General features: G+C 72.9%; 18 protein-coding genes. 15 read left to right on the top strand and 3 right to left on the bottom strand.

Translation table 11 applies throughout. The annotated features are described in order from the left end of the window. Positions 1 to 3 precede the first annotated feature (3 nt). Genes ACIBCU_RS27750 through ACIBCU_RS27740 form a run of 3 tightly spaced genes read left to right on the top strand, consistent with a single transcriptional unit; the run spans position 4 to position 3,093 of the window. On the top strand, positions 4 to 1,368 hold the full coding sequence (locus ACIBCU_RS27750; protein WP_399234752.1) for an aldehyde dehydrogenase family protein: 1,365 nt from the start codon (positions 4 to 6) through the stop codon (positions 1,366 to 1,368). A gap of 6 nt (positions 1,369 to 1,374) precedes the next feature. Beyond that, complete coding sequence (locus ACIBCU_RS27745) at positions 1,375 to 2,166, top strand: 3-oxoacyl-ACP reductase (RefSeq protein ID WP_362939810.1); 792 nt, start codon at positions 1,375 to 1,377, stop codon at positions 2,164 to 2,166. An 18-nt stretch (positions 2,167 to 2,184) separates the two neighbouring features. After that, the gene (locus tag ACIBCU_RS27740) at positions 2,185 to 3,093 is read left to right on the top strand and encodes a DUF2510 domain-containing protein (protein ID WP_399234750.1); all 909 of its coding nucleotides are present in this window, start codon (positions 2,185 to 2,187) and stop codon (positions 3,091 to 3,093) included. An 8-nt stretch (positions 3,094 to 3,101) separates the two neighbouring features. On the opposite strand, the gene ACIBCU_RS27735 is transcribed toward ACIBCU_RS27740, so the two are convergent. Further along, complete coding sequence (locus ACIBCU_RS27735) at positions 3,102 to 4,304, bottom strand: amino acid deaminase/aldolase (RefSeq protein WP_399234748.1); 1,203 nt, start codon at positions 4,302 to 4,304, stop codon at positions 3,102 to 3,104. Between the two features lie 513 nt (positions 4,305 to 4,817). Here ACIBCU_RS27735 and ACIBCU_RS27730 point away from each other — a divergent pair. Then, positions 4,818 to 5,681 carry a hypothetical protein gene (locus tag ACIBCU_RS27730; protein WP_362929460.1) on the top strand — a complete coding sequence of 288 codons (864 nt, stop codon included), beginning with the start codon at positions 4,818 to 4,820 and terminating at the stop codon, positions 5,679 to 5,681. Next, on the top strand, positions 5,678 to 6,904 hold the full coding sequence (gene mycP / locus ACIBCU_RS27725) for a type VII secretion-associated serine protease mycosin (RefSeq protein ID WP_362929444.1): 1,227 nt from the start codon (positions 5,678 to 5,680) through the stop codon (positions 6,902 to 6,904). The genes ACIBCU_RS27730 and mycP overlap by 4 nt, the downstream gene beginning before the upstream one ends. Positions 6,905 to 6,922: 18 nt before the next feature. On the opposite strand, the gene ACIBCU_RS27720 is transcribed toward mycP, so the two are convergent. Next, on the bottom strand, positions 6,923 to 7,828 hold the full coding sequence (locus tag ACIBCU_RS27720) for a serine hydrolase (RefSeq protein WP_399234745.1): 906 nt from the start codon (positions 7,826 to 7,828) through the stop codon (positions 6,923 to 6,925). A gap of 86 nt (positions 7,829 to 7,914) precedes the next feature. On the opposite strand from ACIBCU_RS27720, the gene ACIBCU_RS27715 reads away from it, so the two are divergent. Next, the gene (locus ACIBCU_RS27715) at positions 7,915 to 8,643 is read left to right on the top strand and encodes an SseB family protein (RefSeq protein WP_399234742.1); all 729 of its coding nucleotides are present in this window, start codon (positions 7,915 to 7,917) and stop codon (positions 8,641 to 8,643) included. Positions 8,644 to 8,698: 55 nt separating this feature from the next. Here ACIBCU_RS27715 and ACIBCU_RS27710 read toward each other — a convergent pair whose 3' ends face one another. Then, entirely contained in the window at positions 8,699 to 9,064 is a 366-nt protein-coding gene (locus tag ACIBCU_RS27710; RefSeq protein ID WP_362889221.1) for a DUF1844 domain-containing protein, read from the bottom strand. 328 nt (positions 9,065 to 9,392) lie between these two features. On the opposite strand from ACIBCU_RS27710, the gene infC reads away from it, so the two are divergent. The 9 genes from infC (at position 9,393) to ACIBCU_RS27665 (ending at position 19,288) form a co-directional block, all read left to right on the top strand. Beyond that, the gene (infC, locus tag ACIBCU_RS27705; RefSeq protein WP_362929458.1) at positions 9,393 to 10,112 is read left to right on the top strand and encodes a translation initiation factor IF-3; all 720 of its coding nucleotides are present in this window, start codon (positions 9,393 to 9,395) and stop codon (positions 10,110 to 10,112) included. Between the two features lie 120 nt (positions 10,113 to 10,232). Further along, positions 10,233 to 10,427, top strand: coding sequence for a 50S ribosomal protein L35 (gene rpmI, locus ACIBCU_RS27700; RefSeq protein ID WP_099176763.1), 195 nt, complete (start codon positions 10,233 to 10,235; stop codon positions 10,425 to 10,427). Positions 10,428 to 10,542: 115 nt separating this feature from the next. Further along, positions 10,543 to 10,926 (top strand): 50S ribosomal protein L20, encoded by a 384-nt coding sequence (rplT, locus tag ACIBCU_RS27695; RefSeq protein ID WP_003970214.1) that lies wholly within the window; start codon positions 10,543 to 10,545, stop codon positions 10,924 to 10,926. Positions 10,927 to 11,088: 162 nt separating this feature from the next. Then, entirely contained in the window at positions 11,089 to 11,925 is an 837-nt protein-coding gene (locus ACIBCU_RS27690; protein ID WP_362929438.1) for an RNA methyltransferase, read from the top strand. A 136-nt stretch (positions 11,926 to 12,061) separates the two neighbouring features. Continuing rightward, positions 12,062 to 13,216, top strand: coding sequence for a PAS domain-containing sensor histidine kinase (locus ACIBCU_RS27685; protein ID WP_362929436.1), 1,155 nt, complete (start codon positions 12,062 to 12,064; stop codon positions 13,214 to 13,216). Between the two features lie 114 nt (positions 13,217 to 13,330). Further along, positions 13,331 to 14,458: a phenylalanine--tRNA ligase subunit alpha gene (gene pheS / locus ACIBCU_RS27680; RefSeq protein WP_362929434.1), complete on the top strand. Its 1,128-nt coding sequence runs from the start codon at positions 13,331 to 13,333 to the stop codon at positions 14,456 to 14,458. After that, positions 14,458 to 16,968, top strand: a complete 2,511-nt coding sequence (gene pheT / locus ACIBCU_RS27675) for a phenylalanine--tRNA ligase subunit beta (RefSeq protein WP_399234737.1) — start codon at positions 14,458 to 14,460, stop codon at positions 16,966 to 16,968. Before pheS ends, pheT begins: the two co-directional genes overlap by 1 nt. Positions 16,969 to 17,329: 361 nt before the next feature. After that, positions 17,330 to 18,670: a transcriptional regulator gene (locus tag ACIBCU_RS27670; protein ID WP_362929430.1), complete on the top strand. Its 1,341-nt coding sequence runs from the start codon at positions 17,330 to 17,332 to the stop codon at positions 18,668 to 18,670. Positions 18,671 to 18,757: 87 nt separating this feature from the next. After that, a complete protein-coding gene (locus tag ACIBCU_RS27665) occupies positions 18,758 to 19,288 on the top strand; it encodes an NUDIX domain-containing protein (RefSeq protein WP_399234735.1) in 531 nt (176 codons plus the stop codon). Positions 19,289 to 19,496: the final 208 nt, after the last annotated feature.

Genomic DNA, 19,496 nt, shown 5'->3' with positions numbered 1-19,496 from the left:
CCCGTGAACCACGAGCACCGCGTCCTGAACCCGGCGACCGAGGAGCTCGTCGCCACCGTCCCCGCCACCACCGTCGCCGAGGTCGACACCGCCGTCACACGGGCCGCGGCCGCCCAGCGCACCTGGGCCGCCCTGGCACCCGGCGACCGCGCCCGCCTGCTGCGCCGCTTCGCCGTCCTCGTCGACGAACACGCCGAGGAACTGGCCCTCCTGGAGGTCACCGAAGCCGGCCACACCCTGGGCAACGCGCGCTGGGAGGCCGCCAACGTCCGGGACCTGCTGGACTACGCGGCCGGGGGAGTGGAACGCCTGACGGGGCGCCAGATCCCCGTACCCGGCGGCATCGACCTCACGTTCCTCGAACCGCTGGGCGTCGTCGCAGTGATCGCCCCGTGGAACTTCCCCATGCCGATCGCGGCCTGGGGCGCCGCCCCCGCCCTCGCCGCCGGCAACGCCGTCCTCCTCAAACCGGCCGAGACCACCCCGCTCACCGCCCTCCGGCTGGCCCGGCTCGCTCTCGACGCCGGCCTCCCCGAACACCTCCTCCAGGCACTGCCCGGCGCGGGGGACGTGGCGGGCAACGCCCTCGTCGAACACCCGGGCGTGGCCAAGATCGTCTTCACCGGGTCGACCCGCGTCGGCAAGCAGATCATGGCCAGGTGCGCGGACCGGGTGAAGCGGCTGACCCTCGAACTCGGCGGCAAGAGCCCCAACATCGTCTTCGCCGACGCCGACATCGAGGCCGCCGCGGCCGCCGCGCCCATGTCCTTCCTGGACAACGCGGGCCAGGACTGCTGCGCCCGCACCCGCATCCTGGTCCAGCGGTCCGCGTACGACCGCTTCCTGGAACTCCTCGTCCCGGCCGTCGCGTCCGTCGTCGTGGGGGACCCGTCGGACGAGAAGACGGAGATGGGCCCGCTGATCTCCCGGGCCCAGCTGGAGCGCGTCCGCGCGTACGTACCCCCGGACGCGGACGGCATCCGGGGCAGCGCGCCCACCGGCCCCGGATTCTGGTTCCCCCCGACCGTCCTCACCGGGATCGCCCCCGACGCTCCCGTGGCCACCGAGGAGGTCTTCGGCCCGGTCGCTGTCGTCCTCCCCTTCGACGACGAGGACGACGCCGTCCGGCTGGCCGACGCCACGGAACACGGCCTGGCCGGCTCCATCTGGACCCGCGACGTGGGCCGCGCCCTACGGGTCTCCCAGGCCGTCCGGGCCGGGAACCTCTCCGTCAACTCCCACTCCGCCGTCCGCTACTGGACCCCGTTCGGCGGGTACAAACAGTCCGGGCTCGGCCGTGAACTGGGGCCCGACGCCCTCGCGGCCTTCACCGAAACCAAGAACGTCTTCATCGGCACGGAGGCCTGACCACACATGACCACCGACACGGGGAACATCTGCCGCCGCCTGACCGGCCGCACCGCCGTCATCACCGGCGCGGGCAGCGGCATCGGCCTCGCCACCGCCCGCCGGCTGGCGTCGGAGGGGGCGCACGTCGTCTGCGGCGACATCGACGAGAGCGCGGGCAAGGCCGCCGCGAAGGAGGCGGGAGGCATCTTCGTACGCGTCGACGTCACCGACCCCGACCAGGTCGAAGCGCTCTTCGCCGCGGCGGACGACACCTACGGCTCCGTCGACATCGCCTTCAACAACGCGGGCATCTCGCCGCCCGACGACGACTCGATCCTCACCACAGGTCTCGAGGCCTGGAAACGCGTCCAGGACGTCAACCTCACCTCCGTCTACCTCTGCTGCAAGGCCGCCCTCCCCTACATGAGGCGCCAGGGCCGCGGCTCGATCATCAACACCGCGTCCTTCGTGGCCCGGATGGGCGCGGCGACCTCCCAGATCTCGTACACCGCGTCCAAGGGCGGCGTCCTCGCCCTGTCCCGCGAACTCGGGGTGCAGTTCGCCCGCGAGGGGATCCGGGTCAACGCCCTGTGCCCCGGCCCGGTCAACACCCCCCTGCTCCAGGAGCTGTTCGCCACCGACCCGGAGCGTGCCGCCCGCAGGCTCGTCCACATTCCGCTCGGCCGGTTCGCCGAGGCCACGGAGATCGCGGCGGCCGTCGCCTTCCTGGCGAGCGACGACTCCTCGTTCGTCAACGCCACCGACTTCCTCGTCGACGGCGGAATCTCGGGGGCGTACGTGACCCCCCTCGACTGACGCTTCTAGGGTGGCGGTATGAGCAACGCGACTCCGCCCGGCTGGTACCCGGACGTGAACGTGCCCGGCACCGAGCGCTGGTGGGACGGCACGGCCTGGACCGGGTACACCCGCTCGACGGCCGTCACCCGGCCGGTCGGGCTCCAGCCGCAGGCCGCGCCCCGGGGAGCCGGCACCACCCGGGCCGTCGCCATGACCGTGGCAGGCCTGCTCGTCGTCGCGGCAGCCGTCACCGGCTTCCTGGTGCTGGGCGAGGACGGCGGTACGCAGCCGACGTCCTCGCCCCGCACCGGTGCGCCCCCCACCGCCACGGACAGCGCGAGCGCGCCCGGCCCGACGCCCGCCGAGGGCCCCGAGGACGACCCCGCGGTGCTGGTCGACCAGCTCAACGGGGTCACGCTCCCGGTTCCCGACGGCTGGGAGAAGCCGGAGAACACCCTCGACGACGCCTCCACGATGCGTACGGTCGGCTCCTACACCTGCCCCGGCGACTCGGGGAGCTTCTGCTACCACGGCACCGTCACGGTCCGGACGGCCGGCGGCACCGACCTCACGGACATGAAGGCGCTGGCCGAGGAGGACATCGGGACGGCGGCCGACCGCGCCTACGGCAAGGACACCGTCGGCGACCGCATCCACGGGGGCATCAGGTCCCACAAGGACCTGGCGTCCAAGTCCGTGACCGTGGCGGGACGCACCGGATATCTGGTGCGCCGCCAGGTCACCACGGGCAAGGGCCCCGGCGGCTGCGTGCAGTCGCTCGTCTTCCCCTCCGCGGTGGGCAGCGAGACGCCGGTCATCGTGCGCTTCGCGTTCGACGCGGGTCAGGAGGACCTGCCGCTCTCCCTCATGGACACCATCACCCGGGGCATCCGCCCGATCGGCGACGCCACCGGCGGCGGCGTGGGCAGCACCGTCGGCCCCTGAGCGGGGTACTACAGGAACGTCCGGCCCTCACCGCGGTACGTCGGCACGGTGGACGTGATCCGGTCGCCCTCGATCAGCCGCAGTTCGTCGAAGCGCTCGCACAGCTCGCCCGCCTTGGCGTGCCGGAACCACACCTTGTCGCCGATCAGCAGATCGTCCGCCGGGGCGCCGAGCAGCGGAGTCTGGACCTCGCCCGGGCCCTCCTGCGGGTCGTAGCGCAGGCCCTCCGGCAGATACGGCACCGGCAGCCGGTCCGCGCCCGCCGCCCCGGACGCCGGGTAGCCGCCGCCGAGCACCGTCACCACGCCCACGCCCGGCCGCCGCACCACGGGCTGCGCGAACAGCGCCGCCGGACGGCCCCTGAACGACGTGTAGTTGTCGAACAGCCTCGGCACGTAGAGACCGGAACCCGCCGCGATCTCCGTCACCGCGGACTCGGCGGCGGTGTGCTGCACGCTGCCCGTGCCGCCGCCGTTCACGAACTCCAGGCCGGGTGCCACCGCGCGGACCGCCCGCACGACCTCCGCGCGGCGGGCCGCCAGCTCCTTGCGGGCCGCCGCCTGCATCAGCCGGACCGCGCGCGAACGCAGCGGCCGGCCGGCGACCGAGTCGCCCACCCCGGCGACGTGACCCTCGTACGCCATCAGGCCCACCAGGCGGAAGCCGGGCCTGCGGTCCACCGAGCGGGCCAGCTCGGCCAGTTGGGCGGGGGAGCGGAGAGGGGAGCGCAGCGCGCCGATCCTGACCCGGCCGCCGAGCAGCCTCAGCGAGGTGTCCAGCTCCAGGCAGACCCGGATCTCCTCGGTCCCGCCCGCCCGCGCCGCGTCGATCAGCTCCAGCTGCGCGTGATCGTCCACCATCACCGTCACGGCCGCCGCGAGCTTCGGATCGGCCGCCAGTTCGGCGTACGCGGACCGGTCGGCCGATGGATAGGCCAGCAGTACGTCGTCGAATCCGGCGCGGGCCAGCCACAGCGACTCCGCGAGTGTGAACGACATGATCCCCGCGAAGCCGGGACGCGCGAGCACCCGCTCCAGAAGGGCTCGGCAGCGTACCGACTTGCTCGCCACCCGGACGGGCTTGCCGGCCGCCCGGCGCACCAGGTCGTCGGCGTTGGCGTCGAAGGCCTCCAGGTCGACGACGGCCACCGGGGCGTCGAGGTGGGCGGTGGCCCGGTTGTAGCGGCTCCGGTCAGCGGTGCGGGCAGTCATGGCCCGCAGCTTGCCAGACGGCCGTACCACTGGGTAGGGGACGTTCGGTGCAGATCGTCCCGCCCGCTCCGTCCCGTTCCCACGGGGCGCCGTCCACCCCGTAGAGTGACCGTCACACGATCGACCGACGGGCCCGTGCGCAACGGCGGTCCGTGGGCGGTGCGGGGACGTGGACCAGGGGGACGGATGAGTACCGAGGCGCAGCGCGCTCCAGTGCCGCCCCGCCCGACCACCCCTCCGCCCGTACCCGGCACCGCAGCCGTGCCGCCGGTCCCTCCGAAGCCCGCACCGCCGGCCCCCGGCAGCTCCCCCGCGACCCCCGCGCCCCCGGCCTCGCGTGCCGAGCCCGTGCCGCCGGTTCCGCGCGCCGGATCCGCGCCGCCCGTGCCCGGAGGCGCACCCGTACCGCCGGTGGAGACGACCGCCCGGCTGCGCCCCGTCCCGCCCGCGCCGCCCGCCCACCCCGGCCCGCCGCCACCGCCCCCCGCCACCAGGCGCAGGCCCGTCGGCGCCGTGGACCTCACCCCGCGCCCCGGCGCCACCCCGGCCCCGCCCGGCGCCTATTACGCGTACGCCGAGACGCCCGCCGAGACCACCACCCGGCTCCGCCCCGTCAAGGCCAGGAAGCCCGTCAGGACCGCGGCGGCCGCGGTCTGCGCCGTGCTGGGCCTCGGGCTCATCGGCGGCGCGATCACCGGCAGTTGGCTCACCGGCGACTCCGCCGCCGAACCCGGCGCCGGGAGCGCGTACTCCGTGGGCCGCTCGGTCTGGCACAGCGTGCCCGTCGACACCCTCTTCCCGGCCACCCTCAAGGGAGACGGCGCGGGCCCCGGAGCCACCGACCGCGTCTGGACCAGGGTCGCCGTCGCGAGCGACAGCGCCTGCGGGGCGGGCCTGGACCCGCTGCTGCTGCAGACGCTCCGCCCCGTCGGCTGCGAACGCCTGGTGCGCGCCACCTACACCGACGCCACGCGCAGCAGCGTCACCACCGTCGGCATCGTCTTCACCGAGGGCGACACCGACGCCATGAGCGCGCTCGACACCCGGTTCACCACACAGCGCCTCGCCGACCGTGCCGACCTGATGCCCCGCACCTACCCCGTCAGGGGCACCGTCGCCGCGGGTTTCGGCGACCGGCAGCGCGCCAGCTGGACGGTCCACGTCCTGACCGAGCTGCCCGTCGTCGTGTTCGCCGTCTCCGGCTTCGCCGACGGCCGCCCGGTCGCCGAGCCGCAGCCCGCCGCCGCGGCCATGGCCGCCGACGCCACGACCGCCCCGGCCCAGGCAGGGCTCGGCCACGAGGCGGAGGGCGTCGCCGACCGGGTCGAGCGCACCCTGCGCAGGACCGTCACCGACCTCACGGAGCAGCCGGAATGACCCGTCCCCGCGGGCTGCGGGCGCTCGCCGCCGTGGCCACGGCCACCGCTTTCGCGCTGGTGCCCGCCGTGCCCGCGCAGGCGGACGCCATCCGCGACCAGCAGTGGGGCCTGGAGGCCCTCCGCACCCAGACGGCGTGGGAGACCACCAAGGGCAAGGGCATCACGGTCGCGGTCCTGGACACCGGGGTCGACGACGACCACCCGGACCTCGCCGGGCAGGTGCTTCCGGGCAAGGACCTCATCGGCTTCGGGGCCGAACCGGGCGACCGCTCCTGGGCCCTGCACGGCACCGCCATGGCCGGCATCATCGCGGGCCGCGGAAACGGCCCCGGCCGGGGGGACGGCGTGCTCGGCGTCGCCCCGGAAGTGAAGATCCTTCCCGTGCGGGTGATCCTCGAATCCGGCGACCCGTCGCGCGCCAGGGCACGCGAGTCACGCGGAACCGCGCTCGCCGACGGCATCCGCTGGGCGGCCGACCACGGCGCCGACGTCATCAACCTCTCCCTCGGCGACGACAGCGAGTCGGCCCACCCGGAGCCCGGCGAGGACGCCGCCGTGCAGTACGCCCTCGGCAAGGGCGTCTCCGTCGTCGCCTCCGCCGGGAACAGCGGGGAGAAGGGCGACCGGATCTCCTACCCCGCCGCCTACCCCGGTGTGATCGCCGCAGCGGCCGTGGACGAGTACGGCACGCACGCCGCGTTCTCCACCCGCCGCTGGTACGCCACCGTCAGCGCGCCCGGCGTCGACATCGTCGTGGCCAACCCCGACCGGCACTACTACATCGAGTGGGGCACGTCCGCCGCGTCGGCGTTCGTCTCCGGCGCCGTCGCCCTCGTGCGCGCCGCGCACCCGGGCCTCTCGCCGGCACAGATCAAGACCCTGATCACCGACACCGCCGGCGACGCCCCCTCCGGTGGCCGCGACGACGCCAGGGGCTACGGCATGGTCGATCCCGCCGCGGCGATCAAGGCGGGGGCGAAGCTGCGCCCCGACGAGCTCAGCGCCCGGTCCGCGAAGGCCGGCTACCGCAAGGAGTATTTCGGCTCCGGGCCCGCCCCGCAGGGGGGCGACCGGGATCCTGCGGGCTGGCTGGCCCCCGCGGCGGGCGGCCTCGGAGCCGTGCTCCTCGCCCTGGCCGTCGTGCTGTGGCGCGGCAGGGGAGCCGGCGGCGGAGCAGCCTCTCCCGGGCACAACCCGTTCCCCACCCGCCCCCTCCGCTGAGCGACCGGCGAACCGGCCTCACCCCGATCCGGTCCCCGCGCCGGTCACGCCCACCGCCGTCTTCGCGACGGACTCCACGAGGGCGATGCCCGCCTCCTTCGTGGCGTGCCCGCGCGACAGCACCGCCACCAGCACGGTGTGCCCGCCGCTCTCCACCCGCCCGATGCTGTTGACGTCCCACAGCCCGGTCGTCGTCCTGGGCATCCAGCCGTTCTTCAGCACCGCGTCGGTGCCCGCCGCGGACACCCCCCACCGCTGGTCCGCCTCGACCTGGCCCATCAGCTCCGTGATGTACGCCCGTGAGGCCGCCGACAGCTCCGAATCCGTCCCGGACACCGCCTCCAGCAGCCGCACCTGGTCGGCGGCCGTCGTCTGGGTCAGGCCCCACGCGTGGGTCGCCTGCGTCCCGGTCAGCCCCAGACGTCCGTTCGCCGCGTCGAGGGCCTCCTCGCCGCCGATCACCTTGAGCAGTTCGGTGGCCGAGGTGTTGTCGCTGCGCCGGATCATGGCCTCCGCGTACGCCTGTTCGGCGCCGTTCAGCTCCCGGTCCTCGTCCTGCGCCTTGAGCAGCAGCGCCGCCAGGATGTCGACCTTCACGATGCTGGCGGCGTCGTACGCCCCGTCCCCGTAGACGGCACCCGCGCCGCTCTCCGTGTCCAGCACGGCCACCGACACGTCGGCGCCGTCCGCCAGGGGCGCCAGCGCCTCGGCCAGCTCCGCGTCGAGATCCACCTCGGGCTCCTCGCTCGGGCCCGTCGTGGCCGACGGGCTCGACGCGGACGATACGGCGGCCACGGCCGCGTGCGCGTCATCCGGTGAGCGAGCCACGAGATACGCGCCTCCCGCGGCGGAACCGGCCAGCAGCACGGCCGCGGCGGTCAGGAGGCCGGACAGCGCGGGCCTGCGCGTTCTGTGGCGGGGCATGGCCCGGACGCTAGGCAGCCCGGCTGGCAGCAGCCTGTGCCCGACCTGTCGCCCAGGTGGGAGAGCCGACCCACTACGCTCGTCGTGTGGCGCTCAAGAACATCCCGGACCCCGGTTTCTCCGACGACGACGGCACTGCCTCGCCCGAACTGACGGCAGCCCTCGCGGCGTGGGCCGACGACAGGACGGCGGTCGGCCCGGTCCTCGCGGCGCTCCGCGGCGCCCGGCTGCTCGTGCCGGTCGTCGCCGTACTCGGCGAGGTCGAGGAGGACGAGAAGGGCCTGCGCCGCGAGAAGACCAGCGACATGGCCGTGCCGACCCTGCAGGCCGGGGACCGGCGCGCCCTGCCCGCCTTCACCTCCACCGCCTCGCTGGCCCGCTGGGATCCGCAGGCGCGCCCCGTCGCCGTGCCCTTGCACCAGGCGCTGCAGGCGGCCGCGCACGAGAAGGCGGACACGGTGGTGCTCGACCTCGCGGGGCCCGTCGCCTTCGAGCTGACCGGCCCGGCGCTGCTCGCTCTGGCGGAGAACCGCACCAGCACGGACCCGCTCGACGACCCGGCCGTCGTCGCCGCGGTGCGGGACGCGGTCGCCGCCGAGCCCGCGGTGCTGCGCGCCCACCTCGGTCCCGGCCGGGCCGACGGCACCCTCGCCCTCGTCCTCTCCCCGGACGCCGTGGTCGGCGACGCCGCCCGCCGGGTCGCCGACGCGCTGTCGGCCAGCGAGGTGCTGCGCGCCCGGCTGGTGCGCGGAATCGACCTGGCGCTGCTGCCGGCCGACGCCGACGCCCCGGGCGAGCCGCTGTTCAGCCGCTGACGCACGCGAGCCCGCCGCCTGGGACAGGCGACGGGCTCAAGAGGTGCGGGGGCGATTAGCCGTAGACGGGACCCGTGTACTTCTCGCCCGGCCCCTTGCCCGGCTCGTCCGGCACGAGCGAGGCCTCACGGAAGGCCAGCTGGAGCGACTTAAGGCCGTCCCGCAGCGGCGAGGCGTGGAAGGTGCTGATCTCGGTGGCGCTCGCGTCGAGCAGCCCGGCCAGCGCCTGGACCAGCTTGCGTGCCTCGTCCAGGTCCTTGTGCTGCTCGCCCTCCTCGGTCAGGCCGAGCTTCACGGCTGCCGCGCTCATCAGATTGACGGCGACGGTCACGATCACCTCGACCGCGGGAACCTCCGCGATGTCGCGGGCCATGTCGTCGAAGCCGGGGTTCTCGGTGCTGGGAGTGGTCGCGTCGCTCATGCCCACACGATAAGGCCACGTCCGCGCGGCTCCTCCTGCGGGAGCCCTCCCGGCAGCGGGTTCGCCGTAGCCCCGGGGAGCTGCTAACCTTGTGTAACGACCGGCCGGACATCTATGTGCTCGGCCCACAAGTGGAGGCTCCGATCTCCCACCTGACCGTCCTCAGGGACGGCGGGTCACCGGTCAGGTGGCAGCCATCGTTCCGTACGGACGATGGGGCCGCCCGATTGCGCCCCGCGGTAGCACGCGGCGGTGTTCCGGTAGTTCCAGGAGCCCCGCCTGTGTCCCGTCCGGGGCGTTTCTGTTTTCCCGGCTCGGTTGGTCATACATAAGACGTTACGCGGCTGTCCGCCAGGCGGTCGCGTGGTGCTACCGAGGAGGATCCATCAGCGCCGAGCCCCGCATCAACGACCGGATTCGCGTTCCCGAGGTGCGACTTGTCGGTCCCAGCGGCGAGCAGGTCGGGATTGTCCCGCTTGCCAAGGCCCTGGAGCTCGCACAGGAGTACGACCTCGACCTGGTCGAGGTGGCGGCGACAGCCCGTCCCCCCGTGTGCAAGCTCATGGACTACGGGAAGTTCAAGTACGAGTCGGCCATGAAGGCCCGTGAGGCGCGCAAGAACCAGGCGCACACGGTCATCAAGGAAATGAAGCTCCGGCCGAAGATCGACCCGCACGACTACGACACCAAGAAGGGTCACGTCGTCCGGTTCCTCAAGCAGGGGGACAAGGTCAAGATCACGATCATGTTCCGCGGTCGTGAGCAGTCCCGCCCCGAGCTGGGCTTCCGGCTGCTCCAGCGTCTCGCTTCGGACGTCGAGGACCTCGGGTTCATCGAGTCCAACCCGAAGCAGGACGGCCGGAACATGATCATGGTTCTGGGCCCGCACAAGAAGAAGACCGAAGCCATGGCCGAAGCCCGCGAGGCCCAGGCCGCCCGCAAGGCGGAGCGTCAGGGATTCACCCCCGACGCCGAGTCCGAGGACGACACCGCTGAGGCCCCGGCCGCAGCGGCCGAGGCTCCGGCCGAGACACCTTCCGAGGCGTGACCTCCGGGGGTCGCCACCCAGGCGCCCCCGGGTCCCTCGGAAACCACCCAAAGATCTGACGCCCCTGCAGTCCGGTGCCCGCACCGAGAGGGGCGCCACTGACGAGGAGATAACGGCGCGATGCCGAAGAACAAGACGCACAGCGGTGCCAGCAAGCGCTTCAAGATCACGGGCTCCGGCAAGGTGCTGCGCGAGAAGGCCGGCAAGCGCCACCTGCTCGAGCACAAGTCCTCGAAGAAGACCCGCTCGCTGACCGGCACGGTCGTCGTGGCTCCGGCCGACGCCAAGAAGGTCAAGAAGCTTCTCGGCAAGTGAGGCGCCGCCTCCGGTGAACACCGGAGGCGCGACCTCGATCCGACCGGGACCAATTCGTTTCCGGGTCCGGTGAGTCCTCCCTTCGACCACCTGACCCCGCTGCAAGGAGTTAAAAGTGGCACGCGTCAAGCGGGCGGTAAACGCCCACAAGAAGCGCCGGGCGATCCTCGAGGCCGCCAGCGGTTACCGCGGTCAGCGTTCGCGCCTGTACCGCAAGGCCAAGGAGCAGGTCACCCACTCCCTGGTCTACAACTACAACGACCGCAAGAAGCGCAAGGGCGACTTCCGTCAGCTCTGGATCCAGCGCATCAACGCGGCCGCCCGCCAGAACGGCATGACGTACAACCGCCTCATCCAGGGTCTGAAGGCCGCCAACATCGAGGTGGACCGCAAGATCCTGGCCGAGCTCGCGGTCAACGACGCCAACGCGTTCGCCGCCCTCGTCGAGGTCGCCCAGAAGGCCCTCCCGAGCGACGTCAACGCCCCGAAGGCCGCCTGATCCAGGCAGTACTTCCGTCGTTCCAGCGTTTCGAGCCGGACCCGCAGGCGCGCGCCGTCTGCGGGTCCGGTGCGTTGCAGCACGTGTCGCGTACGTAGTCAGCCGTACGCGGAGAAACGTACGCAGAGAAGCTGACTTACGCAGAGAGGCTCGCCGCCGACCATGGGCACCCCCGAACTGATCTCCGCGCGGTCACCGCGAATCGCCGCCGCACGCCGGCTGGCCAGGCGCAACTTCCGCGGCAAGGAGCGCAGGTTCATCGCCGAGGGGCCGCAGGCCGTGCGGGAGGCCGCCGCGCACCGGGGTACCGACGGCGAACCCACGCTGACCGAGCTCTTCGCCACCGTCGAGGCGGCCGACCGGTACGCCGACATCATCGACGCCGCGCGCGGGGCCGGCGCCCGTGTGCACCTCGCGGACGGCGACGTGCTCGCCGACGTCTCGCAGACCGTCACCCCCCAGGGGCTGATCGGCGTCTGCCGGTTCCTGGACTCGCCCCTCGAGGACATCCTGGCGGCGAAGCCCACCCTGGTCGCCGTCCTCGCCCACGTACGCGACCCCGGTAACGCCGGCACGGTGCTGCGCTGCGCGGACGCCGCAGGCGCGGACGCGGTGGTGCTCACCGACGCCTCCGTGGACCTCTACAACCCCAAGTCCGTCCGTGCCTCCGTCGGCTCCCTCTTCCATCTGCCGGTGGCCGTAGGGGTGCCCGTGGAGCAGGCCGTGCAGGGGCTCCGGGACGCCGGTGTGCGCATCCTGGCGGCCGACGGCGCGGGCGACGACCTCGACGACGAGCTCGACGCGGGCACCATGGGCGGGCCCACCGCCTGGGTGTTCGGCAACGAGGCGTGGGGCCTCCCCGAGGAGACCCGCGCCCTGGCCGACGCCGTGGTCCGGGTCCCGATCCACGGAAAGGCCGAGAGCCTCAACCTCGCCACCGCCGCAGCAGTCTGTCTCTACGCCTCCGCGCGGGCCCAGCGCCCGCGGCGGGCCGGCTGACCCCCGGGACCCACCGGCCGATACGGGCCGCACCCCGCCGGTGCCGCCCCGGAGGGTGTCGCCCGGCCGCCGGCGCCTAGTAGGGTGACGAACTCGGGGGCCCACTGCACCGGTTCGAGAGGTGGGGTACGGGAAGATGGCTGTCGGCATGAGCAGGCCGCGAGCGACACACACGGCCGCCGTGCGCGCCCTCTCCGACGGGGCCGGCGAAAGCCAGGCCGTCGGGGACCCCGCGACGGGCATCGACCCGGACGATCTGCCGGACGGTCTCGTCGTCGCCGACGAGAACGGCAAGGTCATCTGCTTCAACGCGGCCGCGGCCCGGATCACCGCCACACCCGCGGCCGAGGCGCTCGGCCGCTCCCTCGACCAGGCGCTGCCCCTCGAGGACCTCAAGGGACGCCGCTGGTGGGCCCTGACCGATCCCTACGGCGGCCTCTCCACCCGGGTCGGCCAGCCCGAGCGGAATCTGCTGCTCCCCGGCGGCCGCGAGGTCCTGGCCTCCGCCCGGTACGTACGCGAGGCCCCGACCGGCCCGGTCCGCCGGCTCGTCGTGTCGCTGCGCGGCACCGAGGCGCGCCGGCGCACCGAGCTCAGCCACGCCGAGCTGATCGCCACCGTCGCCCATGAGCTGCGCTCCCCGCTGACCTCGGTGAAGGGCTTCACCGCGACGCTGCTGGCCAAGTGGGAGCGGTTCACCGACGACCAGAAGCGGCTGATGCTGGAGACCGTCGACGCCGATGCCAACCGGGTCACCCGGCTCATCGCCGAGCTGCTCGACATCTCCCGTATCGACTCCGGCCGGCTCGAGCTGCGCCGCCAGCCCGTCGACATCGCCGCGGCCGTCGAGCGCCACATCCAGGCGCACACCGCGAACGGCCAGGCGCCCGACCGCTTCCTCGTGCACACCCGGCAGCCGCTGCCCGCGCTCTGGGCGGACCCCGACAAGGTCGACCAGGTCCTGGGCAACCTCCTGGAAAACGCCGTGCGGCACGGCGAGGGAACCGTCATCATTGAGATCGCCCCTGCGCCCGCACCGGGCAAGGACGACGAGAGCGGAACGGCAGTCACCGTGAGCGACGAAGGCCCCGGCATCCCCGAGGAGTCGATGGGCCGCGTCTTCACCCGCTTCTGGCGGGGGAGCAAGCGCGGCGGGACCGGCCTGGGCCTGTACATCGTCAAGGGCATCGTCGAGGCGCACGGCGGGACGATCACCGTCGCCCGGGCACCCGGCGGCGGCGCCGAATTCCGATTTATCCTGCCCGTGAGCACGCCGGCCTACCTGGCCTAGGCGGCCCACGGGCTTCTTCGCCTCCCGGCGGCCCGTAGACTCGACTTTTGGCACCTTTGCGTCCTCAGTCGTCGAACCAGGGTCGCCACCAGCCAATCGGAAGCACGGGAAGAGATGTCGGCACCGAACAAGTCGTACGACCCAGTCGAGGTCGAGGCACTGAAACCGGAAGAGATCGAGCGCATGCGGGACGAGGCGTTCGCCGCCTTCGCCGCCGCGGGCGACCTCGACGCGCTCGCCCAGGCGAAGACCGCGCACACCGGTGGTACCTCGCCCCTGTCGCTCGCCAACCGCGAGATCGGCGCCCTGCCGCCGCAGGCCAAGGCCGAGGCGGGCAAGCGCGTGGGCCAGGCCCGCGGCGCCGTCTCCAAGGCGCTGGCCGCCCGCCAGACCGAGCTGGAGGCCGAGCGTGACGCCCGGGTGCTGGTCGAGGAGGCGGTGGACGTCACCCTGCCCTACGACCGCACCCCGGCCGGTGCGCGCCACCCCCTGACGACCATCATGGAGCGCGTCGCCGACGTCTTCGTCGCCATGGGCTACGAGATCGCCGAGGGCCCCGAGGTCGAGGCGGAGTGGTTCAACTTCGACGCCCTGAACTTCGTGCCCGACCACCCGGCGCGGCAGATGCAGGACACCTTCTTCGTCCAGGGCGCCGACGGCGCCAAGGGCGACGAGTCCGGTGTCGTGCTGCGGACGCACACCTCGCCCGTCCAGGCCCGTTCGCTGCTCAGCCGTAAGCCCCCCGTCTACGTGGTCTGCCCCGGCCGGGTCTACCGCACCGACGAGCTCGACGCCACGCACACCCCGGTCTTCCACCAGATCGAGCTGCTCGCCGTCGACGAGGGCCTCACCATGGCCGACCTCAAGGGCACCCTCGACCACATGGTCCAGGCGCTCTTCGGACCGGACATGAAGACCCGGCTGCGGCCGAACTTCTTCCCGTTCACCGAGCCGTCCGCCGAGATGGACATGGTCTGCTACGTCTGCCGCGGCGAGTCCGTCGGCAACCCGGACCGCCCCTGCCGCACCTGCGGCAGCGAGGGCTGGATCGAGCTCGGCGGCTGCGGCATGGTCAACCCCAAGGTGCTCGTCGCCTGTGGCGTCGACCCCGAGAAGTACAGCGGATTCGCCTTCGGGTTCGGCATCGAGCGGATGCTGATGTTCCGCCACAACGTAGAGGACATGCGAGACATGGTCGAGGGTGACGTCCGGTTCACCCGGCCGTTCGGGATGGAGATCTGATGCGCGTCCCGCTTTCCTGGCTGCGGGAATACGTCGACCTGCCGGCGACCGAGACCGGCCGTGACGTACAGGCCAAGCTCGTCTCCGTCGGCCTCGAGGTCGAGACCGTCGAGCAGACCGGCGTCGGCCTCAAGGGTCCCCTGGTCGTCGGACAGGTCCTGACCATCGAGGAGCTGGAGGGCTTCAAGAAGCCCATCCGCTTCTGCACCGTCGACGTCGGCACCGCCAACGGCACCGGGGAACCGCAGGAGATCGTCTGCGGCGCCCGTAACTTCTCCGTCGGTGACAAGGTCGTCGTGGTCCTCCCGGGCGCCGTGCTGCCCGGTGACTTCGCGATCGCCGCGCGCAAGACGTACGGCAAGACCTCGCACGGCATGATCTGCTCCACCGACGAGCTCGGCATGGGCGACGACGGCACGCACGGCATCATCGTGCTGCCGCCGGAGTTCGAGCCCGGCACCGACGCGATCGAGCTCCTGGAGCTCGTCGACGAGGTCCTGGACATCGCCGTCACGCCGGACCGGGGCTACTGCCTCTCGATGCGCGGCGTCGCCCGCGAGACCGCCATCGCGTACGGGCTGCCGCTGCGCGACCCGGCGCTCCTGGACGTGCCCCCGCCCAACGCGCACGGCTACCCGGTGAAGGTGTCCGACCCGTTCGGCTGCAGCAACTTCACCGCGCGTACGGTCACCGGCCTGCGGCCCGAGGCGCGCTCCCCGATCTGGATGCAGCGCAGGCTGCAGAAGGCCGGGATGCGCACCGTCTCGCTGGCCGTCGACATCACCAACTACGTGATGCTGGAGCTCGGCCAGCCGCTGCACGCCTACGACCGCACCCGTGTCGCGGGGACGATCGGGGTGCGCCGCGCGCAGCAGGGCGAGAAGCTCACCACCCTCGACGGCGCCAAGCGTGTCCTGGACGCCCAGGACCTGGTCATCACCGACGACCGCGGGCCGATCGGCCTCGCGGGCGTCATGGGCGGTGCCGACACGGAGATCGCGGACTCGGCCGAGGAGGCCGGGACCACCGAGGTCGTCATCGAGGCGGCGCACTTCGACGCGATCGCCATCGCCCGGACCGCGCGCCGCCACAAGCTGAGCTCCGAGGCGTCCAAGCGCTTCGAGCGCGGTGTCGACCCGCAGGCCGCCGCCGCTGCCGCGCAGCGCACGGTCGACCTGCTGGTCCTCCTCGCGGGCGGCACGGCCGAGGCCGGCGTCACGGAGATCACCGCCCCGTCCGCACCCCGCACCATCGCCATGCCGGCGAACCACCCGGACCGGGTGGCCGGTGTCCCGTACGGCCGCGAGACCGTCGTACGCCGTCTCCAGCAGGTCGGCTGCGACGTCTACGGCCAGGACGAGCTGATCGTCACGGTGCCGTCCTGGCGCCCCGACCTCGCCGAGCCGAACGACCTGGCCGAAGAGGTCATCCGGCTGGAGGGGTACGAGAACCTCCCGTCGACCCTTCCGACGCCGCCCTCCGGACGCGGGCTCACCGACCGCCAGCGGCTGCACCGCCGCGTCGGCCGTGCCCTCGCGGGCGCCGGTTACGTCGAGGCGCTGAGCTACCCGTTCATCGGCGACGCCGTCCTCGACCAGCTCGGCCTGGAGAAGGACGACGCCCGCCGCCGTACGGTCACCCTCGTCAACCCGCTCTCCGACGAGGAGCCCGCCCTGCGCACGACGCTGCTGCCGGGCCTGCTCGGCGCACTGCGGCGCAACGACGGCCGCGGCAGCCACGACCTGGCGCTCTTCGAGACCGGCCTGGTCTTCAGGCCGACCGGCGAGGAGACCAAGGCCATCCGTCTGCCGGTCGACCGCCGTCCCACCGACGAGGAGATCGCCGGACTGGACGCGGCGCTCCCGCGTCAGCCGCGCCGTGCCGCCGTCGTCCTCGCGGGCGCCCGCGAGCAGGCCGGCTGGTGGGGCAAGGGCCGCCCCGCCGACTGGGCGGACTCCGTCGAGGCGGCGCGCTCCATCGCCCGTGAGGCGGGCGTCGAGGTGACCGTCCGCGCCGACCGGCACGCACCGTGGCACCCCGGCCGCTGCGCCGCGCTGTACGTCACGGTCGACGGCGAGGAGACCCTCTTCGGACACGCGGGCGAACTCCACCCGCGTGTCATCAAGGAGCTCCACCTGCCCGAGCGGACCTGCGCCATGGAGGTCGAGCTCGACGTCCTGGAGCAGGCGGTCGACGGTGCGCTCCAGGCGCCCCGCATCTCCACCTTCCCGGTGGCGACCCAGGACGTCGCACTCGTCGTCGCGTCGGACGTGCCCGCCGACGCGGTGGAGAAGGCCCTGCGCGACGGCGCCGGCGGTCTGCTCGAATCGCTTCGGCTGTTCGACGTCTTCACCGGCGAGCAGATCGGTGAGGGCAACAAGTCCCTGGCGTACGCGCTGCGGTTCCGTGCCCCGGACCGCACGCTGACCGTGGAGGAGGCCTCCGCGGCCCGCGACACCGCGGTCGCCCTGGCCACCGAGCGCACCGGCGCGGTGCTGCGCGGCGCGTAGGCGTACCGGCAGTGAGAAGGGGCGTATCCGGCCACCGGATACGCCCCTTCTGTTCTCGCCGGACGGCCCGGGGACCGAACACGGGCCTCCTGTCATCGGGGCAGTGGGCTGTGCGATCCGGCGCCGCCCGCCCTGCCACGGAGTGTCGGGCAGGCCGGCAGAACGAACGGCGCGCGGGGGCGGGTCGTCGAACTGTTACGAGGGGGGAGCCGACGACCCGGCCGCCTCTTGCGAGGAGCTCATTCAACCGAGCGGCGCCCCGGCGCGGCAGAGCGCACAGCAGGATGGTTCGGGCATTCCGTTCACACCCCGTGTGAACCGTGCTCCACTAGGCTCATTGCGACGCGCACATGGGGGGGCAATGGAGCCCAATGTCCTGCTCGAATCCCTGATCGACGAGGCGGGTGTGTCCCGCGCCGGGCTCGCCGGTCATGTCAACCAGGCCGGCCGCGCCCGCGGGCTGTGCCTGCGCTACGAGCACACGGCGGTCGCCCGCTGGCTCAAGGGCCAGCGCCCGCGCGGGCAGGTCCCCGACCTGATCTGCGAAGTGCTGGCCGGCCGGCTGGGCCGGCCCGTCACGCTCGACGACATCGGCATGGGGATCTCCGGCGTCCACACGGCGGCCCGCGGTGCTGGCCTGTCCGGGTTCGTCGAGCACGCGACGGCCCTGTGGCGTTCCGACGAACAGCAGCGTCCCCACCTCACCACCGCCCCCGCCGTCACGGGCACGACAGCCGTGATGCCGGTCTGGGAGTGGGAGAACCCGCCCGAGGACACCGATGTCTCACGCCCCGGGCCGTCCCGCGTGAGCACGGCGGACATAGCGATGCTCCGCGCGGCCCGGGCGCACTACGAACAGATGTACCGAAAGGCGGGCGGCATAGCGACCAGGTCCCGCATCGTCGGCTTCCTCAACGCCGAGACCGCGCCGCTGCTGCGCGGCGGGTACAGCGACGCCATGGGCCGTCAGCTCCACCGCGCGACCGCCGGACTGGTGGCCGTCGCCGGCATCTGCGCCTACGACTCCGACGCCCATGGACTCGCCCAGCGCTACTTCCACCAGGCACTGCGCCTGGCCAAGGCCAGCGGGGACCGGGGGCTCGGCGGCTATGTGATCGCGCTGCTCGTCAACCAGTCGCTGTACCTGGCCGAATTCCGCCGGTCCGTGGCCTTCGCCGAGGCCGCACTGCGCGCGGCGGGCCCGCACATCACCCCGGCGCTCGCCACCGATCTGCACGCGATGCAGGCCAAGGCCTACGCCCAGCTCGGCGACCACTCCAGCGCCCTGGAGTGCATCCGCCGCGCCGAGACCGAGGCCGGCCGTATCCGGAGCGGCGGCGAGCCGGACGAGACGGGATATGTCCAGCCGGGCCTCGTCAACGTCCAGGTGGCGGAGGCACTGCTGTGCCTGGGGGACATCCCCGGTGCCCGGGAGCACGCGGCCGCCGCCGTGCGCTCCCCGGCGCACGACCGGGGGACCGTGCACCGGCTCGCCATACTGACGCATCTCGAACTGCTCCAGGGCGAGGCGGACAAGGCGGCCTGCACCGCCTCGGAAATGGCGGAACGCGCCCGGGGCATGGAGTCCCAACGGCTCCGGGACCGGCTCCGCTCCGTACGGACACATCTGGCCGCGAGCGGCAGCGCCGACGCCGCGGCGGCGGTCGGCCTCATCGACGGGGCGTTGCGCGTGCCCCTGTGAGCCTCGTCCCGGGAGCCTCCGCACGTTCCCCTGCGGGGCGGACCCTGCTCCGATATTGCCATCGACCAGTCGGAAGGTGGCAGAACTGTGCAGTGGACGAATTTAAACGAACAGACTGTGTACGAGAACCGCTGGTTCCGGGTCAATCTGGCGGATGTCGTACTCCCCGACGGCCGCCATCTGGACCACTTCCTCATCCGCCTCCGGGCCGTCGCCGCGGCGACCGTCGTCAACGAGGCCAATGAGGTCCTGCTCCTGTGGCGGCACCGGTTCATCACCGACAGCTGGGGCTGGGAGCTGGCCGCGGGTGTGGTCGAGGAAGGCGAGGACATCGCCGCCGCGGCGGCGCGGGAGATGGAGGAGGAGACCGGATGGCGCCCCGGCGAGCTGCAACCGCTGATGACCGTGGAACCGGCCAACGGCCTCGCCGACGCCCGGCACCACCTCTTCTGGTCCCGGGAGGCGACGTACACCGGTCATCCGGCGGACGACTTCGAGTCCTCGCGCCGCGAATGGGTTCCGCTCAAGCTCGTGCCGGACCTGATCGCCCGCGGTGAGATACCGGCGGCCGGCATGGCGGCCGGACTGCTGATGCTCCATCACATACGGCTGGGCTGAGAGCACACGGAGGGCCGACCGGGGTGTCCCCGGCCGGCCTTGCGCGGACGCCGGTGCGGTTCGACGGGTCCTCGGCCACCCCGAGCGACCCCTCGGCCACCCCCGGCCAGGCATCGGGTGGGAGCGATTCGGGGCGTGCGATCATTCAATAGTTGCAGGTCGGAGGTGGTTTGGTGTCATCCGTCCGACCTGGCTGGACAGCGCGTGC

The sequence above is a fragment of the Streptomyces sp. NPDC051064 genome, assembly GCF_044455985.1.
Classification (GTDB): domain Bacteria; phylum Actinomycetota; class Actinomycetes; order Streptomycetales; family Streptomycetaceae; genus Streptomyces.
The sequence above is the reverse complement of the archived record's forward strand: the minus strand, read 5'-3'. Positions and strand labels throughout refer to the sequence as shown.

What these genes read in the sequence shown, in the direction of transcription:
- ACIBCU_RS27745 (WP_362939810.1), top strand. Translation starts at nt 1,375, where the DNA reads ATGACCACCGACACGGGGAACATCTGCCGCCGCCTGACCGGCCGCACC.
- ACIBCU_RS27740 (WP_399234750.1), top strand. Translation starts at nt 2,185, where the DNA reads ATGAGCAACGCGACTCCGCCCGGCTGGTACCCGGACGTGAACGTGCCC.
- ACIBCU_RS27735 (WP_399234748.1), bottom strand. Translation starts at nt 4,304, where the DNA reads ATGACTGCCCGCACCGCTGACCGGAGCCGCTACAACCGGGCCACCGCC.
- mycP (WP_362929444.1), top strand. Translation starts at nt 5,678, where the DNA reads ATGACCCGTCCCCGCGGGCTGCGGGCGCTCGCCGCCGTGGCCACGGCC.
- ACIBCU_RS27720 (WP_399234745.1), bottom strand. Translation starts at nt 7,828, where the DNA reads ATGCCCCGCCACAGAACGCGCAGGCCCGCGCTGTCCGGCCTCCTGACC.
- ACIBCU_RS27710 (WP_362889221.1), bottom strand. Translation starts at nt 9,064, where the DNA reads ATGAGCGACGCGACCACTCCCAGCACCGAGAACCCCGGCTTCGACGAC.
- rpmI (WP_099176763.1), top strand. Translation starts at nt 10,233, where the DNA reads ATGCCGAAGAACAAGACGCACAGCGGTGCCAGCAAGCGCTTCAAGATC.
- ACIBCU_RS27690 (WP_362929438.1), top strand. Translation starts at nt 11,089, where the DNA reads ATGGGCACCCCCGAACTGATCTCCGCGCGGTCACCGCGAATCGCCGCC.
- ACIBCU_RS27685 (WP_362929436.1), top strand. Translation starts at nt 12,062, where the DNA reads ATGGCTGTCGGCATGAGCAGGCCGCGAGCGACACACACGGCCGCCGTG.
- pheS (WP_362929434.1), top strand. Translation starts at nt 13,331, where the DNA reads ATGTCGGCACCGAACAAGTCGTACGACCCAGTCGAGGTCGAGGCACTG.
- pheT (WP_399234737.1), top strand. Translation starts at nt 14,458, where the DNA reads ATGCGCGTCCCGCTTTCCTGGCTGCGGGAATACGTCGACCTGCCGGCG.
- ACIBCU_RS27670 (WP_362929430.1), top strand. Translation starts at nt 17,330, where the DNA reads ATGGAGCCCAATGTCCTGCTCGAATCCCTGATCGACGAGGCGGGTGTG.